We start from the raw sequence: 14,313 nt of genomic DNA on the forward strand, positions 1-14,313 counted from the left end.
CGTGCGTGAACGAGTTTTTGCAGGCTGATTCATTTCAAACCTCCCTGACATCAAAAGCGCCGCCCTTCCCCTTGCGAACAAGGCGAATGACGAACGGATACTGCGACGCAGCCGCTTTCAGCTTCACGTTCGCGTCGTCTTCCATGAACCCCTTGAACTCGTGCAGTTCGAGCGCGCCGCTGGCCACGATCACGGCGAAATCCGGCGTGAAGAACGTGTTGTCGGCAAGACGCAGCTTGATGCCCTCGAAGCGGTACCAGAGGATCTGGCCGGCGTGCTTCTGCGACTCGAGGTGCGCCGCATATGCCGCCTCTGACTTGTTCATCTTTCCGCCGCCGAGTCGGCCCAGCTGGCGATGCACCGCGCGCGGATCGCCGACCATCTTCGTGATCTCGGCGCCGAGTGCCGGTGTTTCGGGCGACTTGAGGAGCGCCGCCGATTCGACGATCGAGCCTCGCACGCGCGCCGTGCCCATGCGGCCGCCTGCGATTGCGCTTTCCGGGAAACGCAGTGCGTTCTTGCTCATGATGCGTAGTCGTCCACGGGCATCAGCGCATCGCCAAACGTGCGGCGCGCGAATTGGTACAGATCGATCGAGTTGAAGCGCTGCGCGTCATTGAGCACGTGCTCGACGGCCTTCATGTCCTTCGCGGCGCGCGCAACGATCACCCGGTAATAGCGCCAGTCCTCTTCCGCCTTACGCTCGCGCTGACCGAGCGCTGCGCCCTTGGCGTCGACGCCTTCCGGCGTCTTAAACCATTCACCAGCGGGCGCGGCGGCTGCCATCGCAGGCGCGGCGGTCGGCGTCAGCACTTCAGCGACGAAGGGCGACAGGAACGCGGCATACGTCGGGCGCGCGTCGCCGTCTTCGTCGCGGCGGATCACGGCGCGGCGATGCGCTTCGCGAATCTGCTCCGCAGTCGCGCCCTTGCCCACCCACGTCAGCACGTGGACGCGATCCTTGCTGGGATCGATCGTCAAAGCTTTGCCGCGTTCTGCTTCCAAAGCGATCAACAGGTCCGTGAGTTCGCTCTCGGGGTTGATTTCGCTTTTCGAATTCCCGGCAGCAGCAGCGGCAAAGTTATCCACAGGCGGCTTCGTGCGCGCTGCTGCTGCTGTAATCTCTGAAGTAGTCTCTGCAGTAGTCTTTGTCTTAATAACGACTTGGCGATTTCCCTCTCCGCGGTCGAGGGTTTCACCTGTCGGCGGGCACGGTTTTCCCTCGTCGGCGGACTGGACTTCCCCCGTTTCCCGAAATGGACTTTCCCCATTTCGGGAAACGGACTTTGCCGATTTCGGAGAAGGGGCGGAAAGAAGGGCTTCGAGAGCGTCTTCGTCGATCCGGAAATAAAGCTTGTGTTCGAGCCGCTTGTTCGTCTCGACCAGCACACCGCGCGCGCGCAGCGCCTTGCGCGCCGTGCGCTGCTCTTCGTAGGAAAGCCCCGTCTCTTCCTCAAGCTCGTCGGCCGTCTTGAAGACGCCCAGCGGGTTCTGCGTGCGTGCTTGCCAGTAGAACAGCTGGCCGAAAAGAACCGCTGCGTTCACACCGCCAAGCTTGGGCGCGAGGCCAGGGTGATACGCGATCGGACGACCGATCTCGCGGAGCAGGTCGGCGAGTTTCACGCAGCAACCCCTTCCGGAAGGCCGACCGTGTCGTTGTACACCCCCGTCGCCGCGCACTTCTGCGAGCCGCGCACCTTCAGCGCACCGTCCTCTATCAGCTCGAACACACGGCCGCAGACACTCGACAGGCGCAGGTTCGTGCGATCGGCGATCTCCTGGCGCGTCAGCGTCATGTGCGGGCTGTAGAACAGATTCAGGATCATCTGCTTCTGCGTGCAGCGCTTTGTCCCGGTCATCGAGTCGCAGCCGGCCAGCTGAGTACGTGTGGCTCGCATACGTATCACTCCGCCATGCCGCGCAGACGCGCGGAAATGTTGAACAAGACCTGCGCGTGCTTGTAGATGTGCTGCTCGACCCGATCGACTTCCTTCAGCTCAACGCGGCCGTCCTCGAGCGTCTTGCAGATCTCCCGGCCTACCTCGCCGTGTGTCGCCCACGCCTCGCCCATCAGCTCGACGATCGCGGCGTCATTGCAGTTGCCGACGTCTGGAACCGTGACGAGCGCATAACCGCGAGCGCGCGCCCACGCTTCGAGAATCCGGTCGTCATCGGCCAACTCCGTCAGGTCGACGGCGTTCTTGAGCGTCAGATGGTGCGTATCGGTATTGGGGTTGGCCTTGTTGCGAAGGACTTGTGCAGACATGCCGATCCGCGGGGCGAGCGATTCGCATCCGCCGGGATAGCTATGCACGACTGCGTGCGCTGTATCGAGAATGTTCACTGTCTCTCCAATCAAACGTGTTTTCCCGCACTGAGGACTACTAAAGTCCAAGCAATAATCAAGGAAACGGGAGGAATCAATGGGTAAGAAGCTGACCGCTAGAGCGCTCGTGCGTCCCGAGCCGGGAGCGCCGATTGCGTCTTTGCTGCTGCTGGCTGCCCTGCAGCCTCTTTCAGTGCCTCAAACTGCGTCGTCAGGTTCTGGCGTACAGTTTCAAGCTCGTCCGGGTATCGGGCACCGCGCACCGCAATCGCGCACAGCGCCTCCCGGATCTGTTTCTGTTCGGATGCACTGAGCGCCATGTCAGGCCGCCGCTTTGACCGGATCGTAGAAGCGGATAAAGCCCTTGGCCGGTTCGTTGCGCATCGGCTGGTGTTGGAACACGCGCGACGACAGTGTTTCGTCGTCTCCCTGTTCGACGTGCAGTGCCGAAGGGTTCTCCTTGCGGATCAGTTCGGTGACGGCGTCGACACCGCCGTACTTGGACGCGTTGCGGAGCATGTCTTGATGGTGCGGAAGGTGCATGTGGATTCCCTGATTCATTAAAAGGTGGGGTCTTCAGTCCGTGGCAGAATCGGGCTCCCACACCACGAAACACCCTTCAACTGGAGACCCCATGACTTCAAAACTCGATCAAGCGACGCTCAACCTCAGCGCGGACAGCAAGGGTTACAGGCTCGATCGGACTTTCTCTTTCGGAGACGGCAGCCAAGTCTCCTTCTCGGTTCCCGTCAAGGACGGTATGCACAAGTCAGTGGTGGAGATCCACCAGGAAACTATTGCGCAAGTGATCGAGTTACTGAGATCGACACTTCCTCAGTCGTCGGATCAGCCCGCATCGCAAACTTAACGTCGACACCGTTGAACTCATCAGCGATGCCAGAAGCGGCCAAGCGGAGTAGCTTGGCCGCTTCGTCGAGAAAATCGGCACGCGAGATCGGCATGCCGACGGCGTCTATGCGCGTTTGCTTCATATCAAGCAGCCTCCCTCAAACCATGTCGAGCCATTTTGCTACTTTTGTTCGTGCCGCCGACTGGGGGTTGGACGTCGTCGTTGGCATCAATGGATTCCGCTAAGTCGCGCGCGGGCGCGCAAAGAACGGCGCGGAGCGTCACCCAGTCTTCATTTGGATTAAGTTGCTCGCACGGTACGCCCGTGGCTTTTTCGATGCGCGCGCAACTGGGAATGGAGATCGGCTTGGGATTCACCTCTCTCGCCCATTGGGACACCATTTGAGGCGCAACCCCAATGGCGCGAGCGAGGCGAGATCTGCTACCGGCGATTTTGATGGCTCTGTCGATGGCTCTCATGCAAACCAGTGTAAGCGATGCTTACTTTTGTGTAAAGCATTGTTTGCATTGAAAGCAGTGGTTACACTCAGCAACTAAGCATTTCTGGGATTTGTATGCCTCAAAGTAAAGACGACCGCGTTGACATAGGGAAAAAGCTGCGGGCAATGATCGATAGCGGCGCCATAGATGCGGCAGAACTAGCGCGCGCGTGCGGCGTCACCCGGCAAGCTGTGTATGGCTGGCTCAAGACGGGAAGGGTCGCGAAGGAACGCCTTCCTGTTTTCGAAAAGCTCTCCGGGAAATCGCTCTCGTGGTGGCTGTCGCCCGACGACCCAGCGGATGTGACGGCCGTCACATCAAATCAATTAAGCGAATCTTACAATCCAGTCGCATCGCCCATTACGACACTGAAATCTGTCGTGGTGCGGCCAATAACAACTTACGAGAGTCTGGATGAACTCCCGCCGGAGTCGACGGTTCTCTTGACGAGGATTGACGTGCAGCTGTCGGCCGGAAATGGTAAAGAATCTTGGCATATCGAAGAACGGGACCCTCTTCCATTTCAGGCGGACTACATTCGAAGGCTCGATGCAAAGCCAAAGAATCTGGTGGCGGTGAAGGTTACGGGCGATAGCATGGAGCCCCGCCTCTTTGACGACGACACTGTCGTAGTTGATCGTGCAGACTTGCGCATACCGGCCAGTGGCGGCGTTTTTGCACTCGTCTATGCCGGCGAGATGCTGGTCAAGCGTCTGTTTAGATTGCCTGACGGATCGCTGCGAATCGTCAGCGACAACAAGGAAAAACATGAGCCGTTCCTTGTAGCGCCGGATAAGCTGGAACACATAACAATCGTTGGCCGGGTGAAATACCGCTCGGGCATGGGCGATTTTTAGAAAAGCGTGGACTCGGCGTCGAGCGCCCGGCCTGATTGCCCCTTCTATTCAGCCGCAGAGCCCCGCCGAGTGCGGGGCTTTATATTTTTGCGCGCAAAAAAGAGGCCGCGAGCGAGCCGCGGCCAAATACACGCGCCAGGCGGCCCTCTGCCCGGCCATCAGAGCTTACTCATTTAACAATTCGGCGCAATCGGGTGCTTGGCCCGACGAATAGGCTCGCGGCATCACTTATGGCGCAGTGCAAAGCCCTCTCTCCAAAGCACCGCGCCAACAGCCGTCAATAGCGCGATGTCATCATCCTTTAGGCGATCCCATGCGCCTGCGAGCCAACCGGCCAGTCCAGCGCACGTGTCGTCGACCGACAAATCGGCCCGCCCTTCCATGTTCAGCCTCTCGAACATCTCAATCACGATTTCCGGCTTCATCGCAGCCTCCCGTCGATGAAGCCAGTTTAGGCGATCCCAAGCGATCCACCATACGCCGAGTAAGCATCACTTTCACTATCTCGAAAGCAATGCTTGCATTTCGAGTAAGCGTCGCTTACCATTCGTCTCACGCACTCACCGAGTGCCCCCATTTGTGCGATTAGATGAGCGAAGACCAACCTACCCCAGCCGCCCTGAATACGCAATTGCGTTCTGGGAACGCGCCTTCATTGCTGTGCTCCCGGTCGCGATGCAAGCGCGGGGATGGTCCGTCGCCGGGAAACCGATAACAAAGGGCGATAACAAGTTTCGCTTGCGGCAAGCTGGGCTGACAGGGCCGCGTTAGAAAGGGCCGCACGCTTGGAAGAGGTTATTGACGAACCTGACAGAAGCGAAGAACAAAAGGGGCCGGAAAATGAATAGAACCGCTTGTGACAACGATCTTCTAGCCGCATGCGAGCGCACACACGGAGTTACTGCACTGCTCGCAGTGCTTCTGTTCCTGACGATCGGCTGCGCATGGTTTCTCTGCGTTGCAATTCCGGCACACGCGCTATGGAAATGATCAAGATCTGGGCCGGCGCAGCGGCGCTCGTCGCAATCTATCTCCTTATGTGCTCGACGTCGGACCAGCGTGCGGCCGAAGTTGAGCGCTGCAGCGTAGTCCGCTGCACCTGATCACGCGAAGGCTTATCGATGGATGCAAAGCTGATTTTGTGTTTAGCAGTCCTAGTGGCTTTCTATGTTGGGGCGACATTGGGACTGATGTTTGGAAGCATGGACCGAGCAACGAAGAAGGACGAAGACTCCGGCGAGCGCGAATCGGATGCGCCCTACCGGCGATTCGATGAATAGAACACTCCGAGGCGGCTCCCCCGAGCCGGTGATTCGAGGGTGCAGTCCCGACCCTCTCTTTTTTGGACACTGACATGAAAGAGCAAAAGCAAGTCAAGACGCCGGAGGCAATCGCGGCGGAACAGGCTGAAATTGAATTGCTGCGCGCTGAACTGACGCGCCTCTGCAACAAGGTTCCGCAATGCGTTCTCGCGGGTAGCTACGACCGCGCCGTCGCGTGGAAGAAGCGTGCAATTGACGCCCTTCGCCTCGCGGAATCCAAGGCTCCGACGCTGGCAAAGCTCCGCAATGCGCGCGACGGCATGGCACGCGCGGCCGAGGCCTGACATGACAGTCGCCGAGCTCATTGCCGAGCTGCAGCGCTTCCCGCCGCACCACACCGTGATCGTCACGCATGAGGACGACGAGCCGAGCGAGACGAACATTTTCGGCTCGGAGGCGGAAGCGTCGATCGTCGAGTTGCGCGGCGCCGATGGCGGCTTCGTGCTGATCGACTGCGTCCCTGATCGATTCTGATGCCCGCTTACTACAACGAGATCGACCCATACGCCGCGCAGTGGCTGCGCAACCTGAAACACCGAGGACAGCATGGAACAAAATCAGCCCCGCTTTGACTTCGCGATGAGCCCGTCGCCAGTCGTGGTCGCCTACGGAATGGGAACTAACTCAGTCGCCCTGCTGGTGGGAATGCACGAGCGTGGCGAGCGGCCGGACCTGATTCTGTCCGCTGACACCGGCGGCGAGCGGCCGCAAACATACGAGCACCGCGACATGATGGACGAATGGTGCAAGAAGGTCGGTTTCCCGCCGATCGTCACCATCCGTAAAGGCGGCCGCGCAGAAACGCTCGAAGAGAACTGCCTGCGCATGAGCATGCTGCCGAGCATTGCGTATGGCTTCAAGGGCTGCTCGTTGAAGTTCAAACGCGAGCCGCAGGATCGTTTCGTGAACAGCTGGGAGCCCGCGCAGTTGGCGTGGGAATGCGGTCGGAAGGTGGTCAAGTTGATCGGCTATGACGCTGGCGAAGAGCGCCGCGCCAAGATCACCGAAGACGCTAAATATGAGTATCGCTACCCGCTTATCGAGTGGGGCTGGGATCGCGACGACTGCATCGCCGCTACTGATCGCACGGGTCTGCCGCGCCCCGGCAAGTCGGCGTGCTTCTTCTGCCCGTCGAGCAAAGTCGCCGAGATTCGGGACCTTCGTGATAACCACCCGCATCTGTTCGCTCGCGCACTCGCAATGGAGTCGAACGCCGAGCTGACGAGCGTGAAGGGGCTCGGGCGCCGGTTCGCATGGCGCGATCACGCCATCGGCGGTCCGCTCTGTGACATTCCCCGCGAGTCGTATATCGAAGAAGCCTGCGACTGCTACGACGGCGCCGCCTGATCTGATCTAACCGCTAGGACAATGACGATGAAACGCTCAATGTTGCCCGGCGTTCAGCAGCATCCAGACTTGTTTTCGCGCCTCGCCTTTGAGGATGCGTGCGAAAGCGGCGCCGCACCGCGTACAGGTGTAGTGCTGCTCAACTCGGGCGTCTTTAACCGCCCCGGCTCCGGTCAGAGCCAGCGTCTCGTGCGGTTCGATCGCCGACGGCTGCCCGTAAAGGTCAGCACATGGCGCACAGGGCTGAATCCAAAGTTCCACGTCGGCACTCCTGCGCAGTCAACTGTTAAACACACTCGTATCGCGGCATCCGCAGAGAAGGGAGATAGGTCTCAATGAATCTTGAAAGCCGCATGCAGCGAGCCGATGCAGAACGCAGCAAAGCTGAGAATGACGCACACAAGCGCAATATTAACGATCGACTTATGGCTATCAAGTTTCGCTCGACCGATATTTTCGGCATGCAGCCGATATTGAGTGCACCAAGCCAGGATGATTGCCAATCCGCTGCAGGCAAGCCCAGCGACGAAAAAGACCATCGACTCCCTGAATGCGGATTTTCCTATCAGGATAACGACACGGTCCATGCCAGTCAGCATGCCCGCCGCCGCGCCGCCATTCAACAATGCGAGGTACTTGAAGGCTTCGAGCGAGATGGTAATGAGCGACTTGTACGTCTCGACTTTATGTTCGTGGATGAAGTCACCCATGCTTGGTCTCCGATTTTCCCGCGAATCCTAGCATGACCGAAGCAGCACAACGAGTAATCGAAACAACGAGAAAACACTGGGGTATCGAATGAAGATCCGACTTGATGAATGGCTTAAGCGTGAGTTTGATCCGCCGCCGGCAATCCGCACGGCGCGCCTTTGGGTCAACGCGGGCAAAATCTATCCCGCACCCGTCAAGGTCGGCCGCTCGTACTACGTCGAGGAAGATGCCGTCTTCCGCGACGGTGTGCAGAAGCCGCGTCTGGTTCATCGGGCTTTCGGCCATGGCAGCTAGGCCGCGCATCCGGCGTCGTGCGAACTGGCCGGAAAACCTGCACGAACCTCGGCCCGGCTACTACGTCTGGCGCAACCCGGTCACGAAGAAGACGCTGTCGCTCGGCTATGTGCCGGTCGAGCAGGCAATTTTCGAGGTGCTCGAAGCGAATGCCAAGGCGAAAGAAATCGTGCCGACGAAGCGGCTGGTCGAGCGGATGGAGGACGGAGAAGAAACTATCGCCGATCTGCTGCTGAAGATGCCGAACACGGGTGTCAAGCCGGCGACAATCGCAGCGCGCAAGCATCAGGACAAGGCGATCCGCGCCACGCTCGGCCATATCAAGTGCTCTGCGCTCACGACGAAGCACGTTGCCGACATGCTCGAGGCAATCGAGGCTCGCGGGAAGATGCAGTGGGCCGTGCATATTCGAAGCCGAATGAAGGCCGTTTGCCGCCGCGGCATGGCGCTCGGGTGGATGGAGAAAAACCCCGCCGAGGCTACGGACAAAGCGAAGGTCAAAGTAAAGCGGAAGCGCATGACGATGGAGGTATTCAAAGCAGCGCTCGCGAAAGCTCCCGAAGTCGCGCCGTGGCTGGAGAATGCGATGCTGCTCGCACTGGTGTCAGGACAGGCGCTCTCGACTGTCGGACGTTGGGAGCGGACGTCTGTGAAGGGCGGCGAAGCGATCGTCACGCGCGCGAAGACCGACGTGAGCATCGCGATTCCGCTCGCTCTGCGCATGGATGCGATCGGCTATTCGCTTGAGGAAGTGATCGTGCGTTGCAAGTCGACGGGCGTCGTCAGCAAATACCTAATTCATCACATCCGGGGAAACGTTATGGCGCCGCGCGGCTCGGCCATCAAGCTGAAGACAATCTCGGAAAAATTTCTTGAGGCCAGGCGGCTTGCCGGGTACACGGCAGAGGACGAGCCCACCTTTCACGAAATACGTAGTCTTTCGAAACGGACTTACATGGAACAGGGTGGCGTCGATACAAAGGCGCTCCTCGGCCATCTGACAGAAGCAATGGCAGAGTTATATGCGAATTCGCGCGGTCTGGAACCAATGAAGGTAAAAATCAACGGCGCTTAGCCCGTCTTGCATATTTGGGCCATTCCCATTGCTCCTAGCACCTAGAATGGCCCGATGTCTCGCGGTCCGATTAGCCCCCCGGCAACCAACTCAAGAGTGGACCGGTGAGGATGCGATTACAGCAAACAAATGCTATGCCCTTCTAAATTTCGTGTTGGCGGATTGAATCAATGAAGGCAAGCCTTCAACGTAAACCACCTCTAGTTCGTTAGGGTCGGGAATCCCATCGGCCACCGTCAAAACGCCCGAATAAGCGCTTGCTGCGTGTGCGCGCAGGCCTTTTAAGTCAAACTTCTTGCCCGTGTCCTTGTTCGTCAATATGACATCAAATATATAGTCGTCGCGCGGGAACAGGTCGCCCCCATTGTAAATCGTGTAATTGATAACTGTGTCGTGGCCCGGCGGAAAATCAACGGATACTTCATCCCCGTCGCCGACCACCAAGACATTGATTCTTCGCCCAGAGAAATTCTTCACGTACAAATGACCCTCAAGACGCAGCTTGACATCTGCTTGGCCCATTTCGCTCTCCTTAATTATTCATTGTCCGATCACTGCAATCGAAAGATAGGCTACAAAATGAAAGGCATCAGTCGGGATAACCCCGGAGGAAGTTTTATCAAGTTGTGTTGGGCAGCGCACAGACAATGACCTTCAATCACACAGGCAGAACGTCGTGTCTCGAACAACACGCTAACAAAGACTGCGGGCTGAGAAACTATGCGCAAGTGTCTATGGGAGCAGTGCTGCATTGCGCGGGTTCGTTGCCTTACTACCCCGGTTTGCTCTCGCCTGTTTTGAACAAATTTTGAACAGATATTGAACAGGCTGCGTGGGACAAGGGTTTCCCGCCGACGACCCTTATCGAAGTGATACGGCCCGACGTCGAAGCTGTCCTTGCCGAAGCGCTCGGGATACGCGCGGCGCAGCAGCGCCGTGACACGCTCGCGAAATTCCGCATGCCGCACGGGCAGCGTCACGTAGTCGTCGCCGCCCAGCACGAACGCGCGTACGACGCTCTCTTCCGAGCCGTCCTCCGATGCGAAGATCACCGGCATCCGCTCGCCGCCCACCGAGCGCACCGCCTTGAGCACGTCCGTGCCCGACAGACGCAGCGCGTGCCAGTCGAGCACGAGCAGATCGACCGTCGAGCGGGCGAGCACCTTCGAAAGCGCCAGGCCGTCGTCATAAAGGACGCAACTGTGACCGGCCTGAACAATGATTTTTTCCAGCAACTTGCCCTGCACGGGATCACGCTGAAGTATGGCGATACGCATGGATAGGTCCTCGACAATTGGGTCCAGGAGCGCGATTCTGTTCAGCCAATCCCGATCAGCCCATCAGACTGCTCTGAATTTGCAAAAATTCTGCGACAAATTTCATCCTGTAAAATCGCGGGCTGGCTTAGAAATCGTCATCGCGCCGCCCTATCCGGGCCGGCGCGCCGTGTCTCGTGCCCTACCCCGCACCGTCGCACTTCCCGCCTGACGACCGCCGTACTCCGCGCGCAACGCGCGGCTTTTCTCATTCCTACAACGACAGGCAATGCAAGCAACAGAACTGGGTAGACCACATGCCGGGCAGATCGCGCACGCGCGCCCGCTGACGGGCAACGACTACAAGACACTCGGCCTCGCCGCACTCGGCGGCGCGCTCGAGTTCTACGACTTCATCATCTTCGTGTTCTTCGCGCCCGCGATCGGACAGCTTTTCTTCCCGCAATCGATTCCCGACTGGCTGCGCCAGTTGCAAACCTTCGGCATCTTCGCGGCGGGCTACCTCGCGCGGCCGCTCGGCGGCATTGTGATGGCGCACTTCGGCGACCTGCTGGGCCGCAAGCGCATGTTCACGCTGAGCGTGCTGCTGATGTCGCTGCCCACGCTCCTGATGGGCGTGCTGCCCACCTACGCGAGCATCGGCATCATGGCGCCCGTGCTGCTGCTCCTGTTCCGCGTGATGCAGGGCGCGGCCGTCGGCGGCGAAGTGCCGGGCGCGTGGGTGTTCGTCTCCGAACACGTGCCGCAACGCCACGTCGGCTATGCGTGCGGCACGCTGACGGCGGGGCTCACGGCGGGCATCCTGCTTGGCTCGCTGGTCGCCTCTGCCGTGAATCGGCATTTCGCGCCGGGTGAGATCGCGGATTTCGCATGGCGCATTCCGTTCCTGCTCGGCGGCGTGTTCGGGCTGTTATCGGTCTATCTGCGCCGCTGGCTGCATGAGACGCCCGTGTTCGCCGAAATGAAGCAGCGCAAGTCGCTCGCCGCCGAAATTCCGCTGAAGGCCGTGCTGCGCGATCACGGCCGCGCCGTCGTCGTGTCGATGCTGCTCACGTGGATGCTGTCGGCTGCGATCGTCGTCGTGATCCTGATGACGCCGACGCTGCTGCAAAAGCAGTTTCACATCGCGCCCGCCACGGCGCTTTTCGCCAACAGCGTCGCGACGCTGTGTCTGACCATCGGCTGCGTGCTGGCGGGCTCGATCGCGGGCCGCTTCGGCGCGGGCCGCACGATTTTCGCGGGTTGCGCCGCGCTCGGCATCACGTATTACGTTCTTTTCCAGCAGCTTGCCTCCGATAGCGCGATGCTCGTGCCGCTCTACGCCGTCGCGGGCCTGTTCGTCGGCGTGATCGGCGCGGTGCCGTTCGTGATGGTCAATGCCTTTCCGCCCGTCGTGCGCTTCTCGGGCATCTCGTTCTCGTACAACGTCGCGTATGCCGTATTCGGCGGCCTGACGCCGATCGTCGTGTCGTTGATGCTCAAGTCGTATCCGATGGCGCCCGCGCTCTACGTCGGCGCGTTGTGCGCGATCGGCGCGTTGACGGCGTGTTTCGTGCGCAATCCCACACGAAACGACGCCGCGCGCTAGCAACGCGGCAGACATCGCGCGCAGCGGAAACACCGTGCGCGCGAGGCGCGCGAAGCGGCGTGCACAGGCACGCCGCTTGCCGCCGACTGGGGACCAGGTCGCAATGCATCGACACTTCAGACCGGTCCGAAACGTCGCATGTCAGGCCCGGCCTAACATCGACGCATGGATACCTGGACTTCCCCTCCTTCGCCGTCCCCTCAATTCACGCCGTCGCTGTCGCGTATCCTCGCGACGGTGAGCATCGGCTTCGTCGTCACACAGCTCGACGTGACCATCGTCAACATCGCGCTCGCGAAGATCGGCGCGGACTTGCACGCAAATGTCACGGGCCTGCAATGGATCGTCGATGGTTACACGCTGGCGTTCGCCGTGCTGATGCTGTCGGCGGGCGTGCTCGGCGATCGCTTCGGGGCGCGCCGGATGTTCGCGTGCGGCATCGCGCTGTTCGCGGCAGCCTCGCTCGCCTGCGGGCTTGCCTCCGACGCCTCGACGCTGGTCGCCGCGCGCGCCGTGCAAGGCGTTGGCGCGGCGGCGATGCTGCCCAACTCGCTCGCGCTGCTGAATCAGGCGTGTGGCCATGATCCGACATTGCGCGCCCGCGCGGTCGGGCTCTGGACGGCGGCGAGCGCTGTCGCGATCGCGGCGGGACCGGTGGTCGGCGGGCTGCTGATTGCCGCGTTCGGCTGGCGCGCGATCTTTCTCGTGAACCTGCCGATCTGCGCGCTGGGACTCGTCGCGACTTTCGCGTGGGTGCCGCGTTTGCCCGGCTCCGCGCCTTCGGGCGCTTCCGCTTCTTCGGCTGCTTCGACGTGGGGCGCTTCTTCCGCTTCTTCCACTTCTTCCACTTCTTCCACTTCTTCCGCCGGACTTTCGCCCTATCCGGCGCGGCCAGCCATCGACACGCGCGGCATCGACCCAGCCGGCCAGCTGTTCGCGATCGTCGCGCTGACGGCATTCACCGGCGCCGTGATCGAATGGCGGCCGCTCGGGCTGATGCATCCCCTCGTCGGCGGCGGCTTCGTGCTCGCGCTGCTCGCGACACTCGCGTTCGTCGTGACGCAACGGCGCGTCGACACGCCGATGCTGCCGCTCGCGTTCTTCGCCAATCGCACGTTCAGCGCGGCCGTGCTATTCGGCCTCTGCGTGAATCTGACGTACTACGGCGTCGTGTTCGTGCTGAGCCTTTACTTGCAGCATGCGCGCGGCGAGACGCCGCTGCAGGCGGGTCTCGCGTTCCTGCCGCTGACGGGCGGATTTCTCGTGTCGAACGTCGCGAGCGGCTGGGTGGTCGGCCGCTTCGGCGCGCGCGTGCCGATGATCGCGGGCGCGATCACGGCCGCGCTCGGCTATGGGATGCTGCACTTCGCCGAGGCCGCCTCGCCGCTATGGACCTTGCTGATACCGTTCCTGCTGATTCCATCCGGCATGGGCCTCGCGGTCCCGGCGATGACGACGGCCGTACTCGCATCCGTCGACAGGCAGCGCTCGGGCACGGCGTCGGCGGTTCTCAACACCGCACGGCAGGCAGGTGGCGCGATCGGCGTTGCAGCCTTCGGCGCGCTCGCGAGCGCATCCGATGCAGTCGGCGGCGCGGGCGCGGCGCACGTGGTGAGCGGCCTCAAGTCGTCGACGCTGATCTCAGCGTGCCTGCTGCTGATCGCGCTCGGGCTCGCGTGTCTCGTGCATCGCGAGCCGCACGCGCGCGAACACGCGCGCAACGGCGCGCGCCCCGCCGGCATCAGCGACTGACGCGCAGCGGCGCCCCGACCCGCCCGCAGCGCGTAGACGGTTCCCGCAAAAAAGCAACACCCACGGACGCGCCGGGCGCCGTGGGTGTTGTCATAGGTGGAACAGTGAGAAAGCGCGAAAAAGCAGGTTTTACAGCGACGTTTCCTGGATAACACCCGTGTCGAGCGCCTTTTCGATGAGCCCCTCGCTCTGCACCTTGCGAATTGCATCGGCGACGAGCTTTTCCGGCTCCTCGATTTCCGCCTTGATCGAGCTGATCAATCCGGCTGCGTCGAGGATGACCAGCGTTTCCGCGGTATCGGCGCGGCTGATGATCACGCGATGCGGCGTCGGCCCCTCGCCGAGGCTCGCGCAGAACTGCATGACCGTGCTGCCGATCGTTTGGTCAAAAGCTTGAATCATGCGTGTGCTCCT

Annotated in this window: 22 protein-coding genes; 9 read left to right on the forward strand and 13 right to left on the reverse strand. The window is 60.7% G+C overall.

Annotated features, from left to right (window positions below; genetic code table 11):
- Positions 1-34: 34 nt before the first annotated feature.
- The 6 genes from H3V53_RS14035 to H3V53_RS14060 all read right to left on the reverse strand — a co-directional run bounded on the left by H3V53_RS14035 (position 35) and on the right by H3V53_RS14060 (position 2,869).
- Entirely contained in the window at positions 35-526 is a 492-nt protein-coding gene (locus H3V53_RS14035) for a PDDEXK family nuclease (protein WP_336598437.1), read from the reverse strand.
- On the reverse strand, positions 523-1,623 hold the full coding sequence (locus tag H3V53_RS14040) for a hypothetical protein (RefSeq protein ID WP_336598438.1): 1,101 nt from the start codon (positions 1,621-1,623) through the stop codon (positions 523-525). Before H3V53_RS14040 ends, H3V53_RS14035 begins: the two co-directional genes overlap by 4 nt.
- The gene (locus tag H3V53_RS14045; protein ID WP_336598439.1) at positions 1,620-1,898 is read right to left on the reverse strand and encodes a hypothetical protein; all 279 of its coding nucleotides are present in this window, start codon (positions 1,896-1,898) and stop codon (positions 1,620-1,622) included. The genes H3V53_RS14040 and H3V53_RS14045 overlap by 4 nt, the downstream gene beginning before the upstream one ends.
- 5 nt (positions 1,899-1,903) lie before the next feature.
- The gene (locus H3V53_RS14050; protein WP_336598440.1) at positions 1,904-2,344 is read right to left on the reverse strand and encodes a phage regulatory CII family protein; all 441 of its coding nucleotides are present in this window, start codon (positions 2,342-2,344) and stop codon (positions 1,904-1,906) included.
- Between the two features lie 98 nt (positions 2,345-2,442).
- Positions 2,443-2,646, reverse strand: a complete 204-nt coding sequence (locus H3V53_RS14055; protein ID WP_336598441.1) for a hypothetical protein — start codon at positions 2,644-2,646, stop codon at positions 2,443-2,445.
- Position 2,647: 1 nt separating this feature from the next.
- On the reverse strand, positions 2,648-2,869 hold the full coding sequence (locus H3V53_RS14060; RefSeq protein ID WP_336598442.1) for a hypothetical protein: 222 nt from the start codon (positions 2,867-2,869) through the stop codon (positions 2,648-2,650).
- 91 nt (positions 2,870-2,960) lie between these two features.
- On the opposite strand from H3V53_RS14060, the gene H3V53_RS14065 reads away from it, so the two are divergent.
- Positions 2,961-3,194 (forward strand): hypothetical protein, encoded by a 234-nt coding sequence (locus H3V53_RS14065; RefSeq protein ID WP_336598443.1) that lies wholly within the window; start codon positions 2,961-2,963, stop codon positions 3,192-3,194.
- 125 nt (positions 3,195-3,319) lie between these two features.
- Here H3V53_RS14065 and H3V53_RS43625 read toward each other — a convergent pair whose 3' ends face one another.
- Complete coding sequence (locus H3V53_RS43625) at positions 3,320-3,655, reverse strand: transcriptional regulator (protein ID WP_419539496.1); 336 nt, start codon at positions 3,653-3,655, stop codon at positions 3,320-3,322.
- 95 nt (positions 3,656-3,750) lie between these two features.
- Here H3V53_RS43625 and H3V53_RS14070 point away from each other — a divergent pair, with 95 nt between their 5' ends.
- Positions 3,751-4,533 carry a LexA family transcriptional regulator gene (locus H3V53_RS14070; RefSeq protein ID WP_336598444.1) on the forward strand — a complete coding sequence of 261 codons (783 nt, stop codon included), beginning with the start codon at positions 3,751-3,753 and terminating at the stop codon, positions 4,531-4,533.
- A 224-nt stretch (positions 4,534-4,757) separates the two neighbouring features.
- Here the strand turns inward: H3V53_RS14070 and H3V53_RS14075 are convergent, their stop codons facing one another.
- Complete coding sequence (locus H3V53_RS14075) at positions 4,758-4,958, reverse strand: hypothetical protein (RefSeq protein ID WP_336598445.1); 201 nt, start codon at positions 4,956-4,958, stop codon at positions 4,758-4,760.
- Positions 4,959-5,887: 929 nt separating this feature from the next.
- On the opposite strand from H3V53_RS14075, the gene H3V53_RS14080 reads away from it, so the two are divergent.
- The 3 genes from H3V53_RS14080 (at position 5,888) to H3V53_RS14090 (ending at position 7,202) form a co-directional block, all read left to right on the forward strand.
- Positions 5,888-6,139 carry a hypothetical protein gene (locus H3V53_RS14080; RefSeq protein ID WP_336598446.1) on the forward strand — a complete coding sequence of 84 codons (252 nt, stop codon included), beginning with the start codon at positions 5,888-5,890 and terminating at the stop codon, positions 6,137-6,139.
- A 1-nt stretch (position 6,140) separates the two neighbouring features.
- A complete protein-coding gene (locus H3V53_RS14085) occupies positions 6,141-6,329 on the forward strand; it encodes a hypothetical protein (RefSeq protein WP_336598447.1) in 189 nt (62 codons plus the stop codon).
- A gap of 72 nt (positions 6,330-6,401) precedes the next feature.
- Complete coding sequence (locus H3V53_RS14090; protein ID WP_336598448.1) at positions 6,402-7,202, forward strand: phosphoadenosine phosphosulfate reductase; 801 nt, start codon at positions 6,402-6,404, stop codon at positions 7,200-7,202.
- Positions 7,203-7,238: 36 nt separating this feature from the next.
- Here the strand turns inward: H3V53_RS14090 and H3V53_RS14095 are convergent, their stop codons facing one another.
- Both H3V53_RS14095 and H3V53_RS14100 read right to left on the reverse strand, forming a co-directional pair.
- Positions 7,239-7,463, reverse strand: coding sequence for a hypothetical protein (locus H3V53_RS14095; RefSeq protein WP_336598449.1), 225 nt, complete (start codon positions 7,461-7,463; stop codon positions 7,239-7,241).
- 71 nt (positions 7,464-7,534) lie between these two features.
- Complete coding sequence (locus H3V53_RS14100; protein WP_336598450.1) at positions 7,535-7,912, reverse strand: hypothetical protein; 378 nt, start codon at positions 7,910-7,912, stop codon at positions 7,535-7,537.
- 88 nt (positions 7,913-8,000) lie between these two features.
- Between H3V53_RS14100 and H3V53_RS14105 the strand changes: the two genes are divergently transcribed.
- Both H3V53_RS14105 and H3V53_RS14110 read left to right on the forward strand, forming a co-directional pair.
- Complete coding sequence (locus H3V53_RS14105; protein ID WP_336598451.1) at positions 8,001-8,207, forward strand: excisionase; 207 nt, start codon at positions 8,001-8,003, stop codon at positions 8,205-8,207.
- Positions 8,197-9,282 (forward strand): phage integrase central domain-containing protein, encoded by a 1,086-nt coding sequence (locus H3V53_RS14110; protein ID WP_336598452.1) that lies wholly within the window; start codon positions 8,197-8,199, stop codon positions 9,280-9,282. Before H3V53_RS14105 ends, H3V53_RS14110 begins: the two co-directional genes overlap by 11 nt.
- A gap of 132 nt (positions 9,283-9,414) precedes the next feature.
- On the opposite strand, the gene H3V53_RS14115 is transcribed toward H3V53_RS14110, so the two are convergent.
- Both H3V53_RS14115 and H3V53_RS14120 read right to left on the reverse strand, forming a co-directional pair.
- Positions 9,415-9,804 carry a hypothetical protein gene (locus H3V53_RS14115; RefSeq protein ID WP_336598453.1) on the reverse strand — a complete coding sequence of 130 codons (390 nt, stop codon included), beginning with the start codon at positions 9,802-9,804 and terminating at the stop codon, positions 9,415-9,417.
- 50 nt (positions 9,805-9,854) lie between these two features.
- Positions 9,855-10,559 carry a response regulator transcription factor gene (locus H3V53_RS14120; RefSeq protein WP_336598454.1) on the reverse strand — a complete coding sequence of 235 codons (705 nt, stop codon included), beginning with the start codon at positions 10,557-10,559 and terminating at the stop codon, positions 9,855-9,857.
- A 268-nt stretch (positions 10,560-10,827) separates the two neighbouring features.
- Between H3V53_RS14120 and H3V53_RS14125 the strand changes: the two genes are divergently transcribed.
- Both H3V53_RS14125 and H3V53_RS14130 read left to right on the forward strand, forming a co-directional pair.
- On the forward strand, positions 10,828-12,147 hold the full coding sequence (locus tag H3V53_RS14125) for an MFS transporter (RefSeq protein ID WP_336598455.1): 1,320 nt from the start codon (positions 10,828-10,830) through the stop codon (positions 12,145-12,147).
- A gap of 165 nt (positions 12,148-12,312) precedes the next feature.
- Positions 12,313-13,899, forward strand: a complete 1,587-nt coding sequence (locus H3V53_RS14130; RefSeq protein ID WP_336598456.1) for an MFS transporter — start codon at positions 12,313-12,315, stop codon at positions 13,897-13,899.
- A gap of 129 nt (positions 13,900-14,028) precedes the next feature.
- Here the strand turns inward: H3V53_RS14130 and H3V53_RS14135 are convergent, their stop codons facing one another.
- The gene (locus tag H3V53_RS14135) at positions 14,029-14,301 is read right to left on the reverse strand and encodes a hypothetical protein (protein ID WP_054920788.1); all 273 of its coding nucleotides are present in this window, start codon (positions 14,299-14,301) and stop codon (positions 14,029-14,031) included.
- Positions 14,302-14,313: the final 12 nt, after the last annotated feature.

The sequence above is a fragment of the Paraburkholderia bengalensis genome, assembly GCF_037126505.1.
GTDB classification, from domain to species: domain Bacteria; phylum Pseudomonadota; class Gammaproteobacteria; order Burkholderiales; family Burkholderiaceae; genus Paraburkholderia; species Paraburkholderia bengalensis.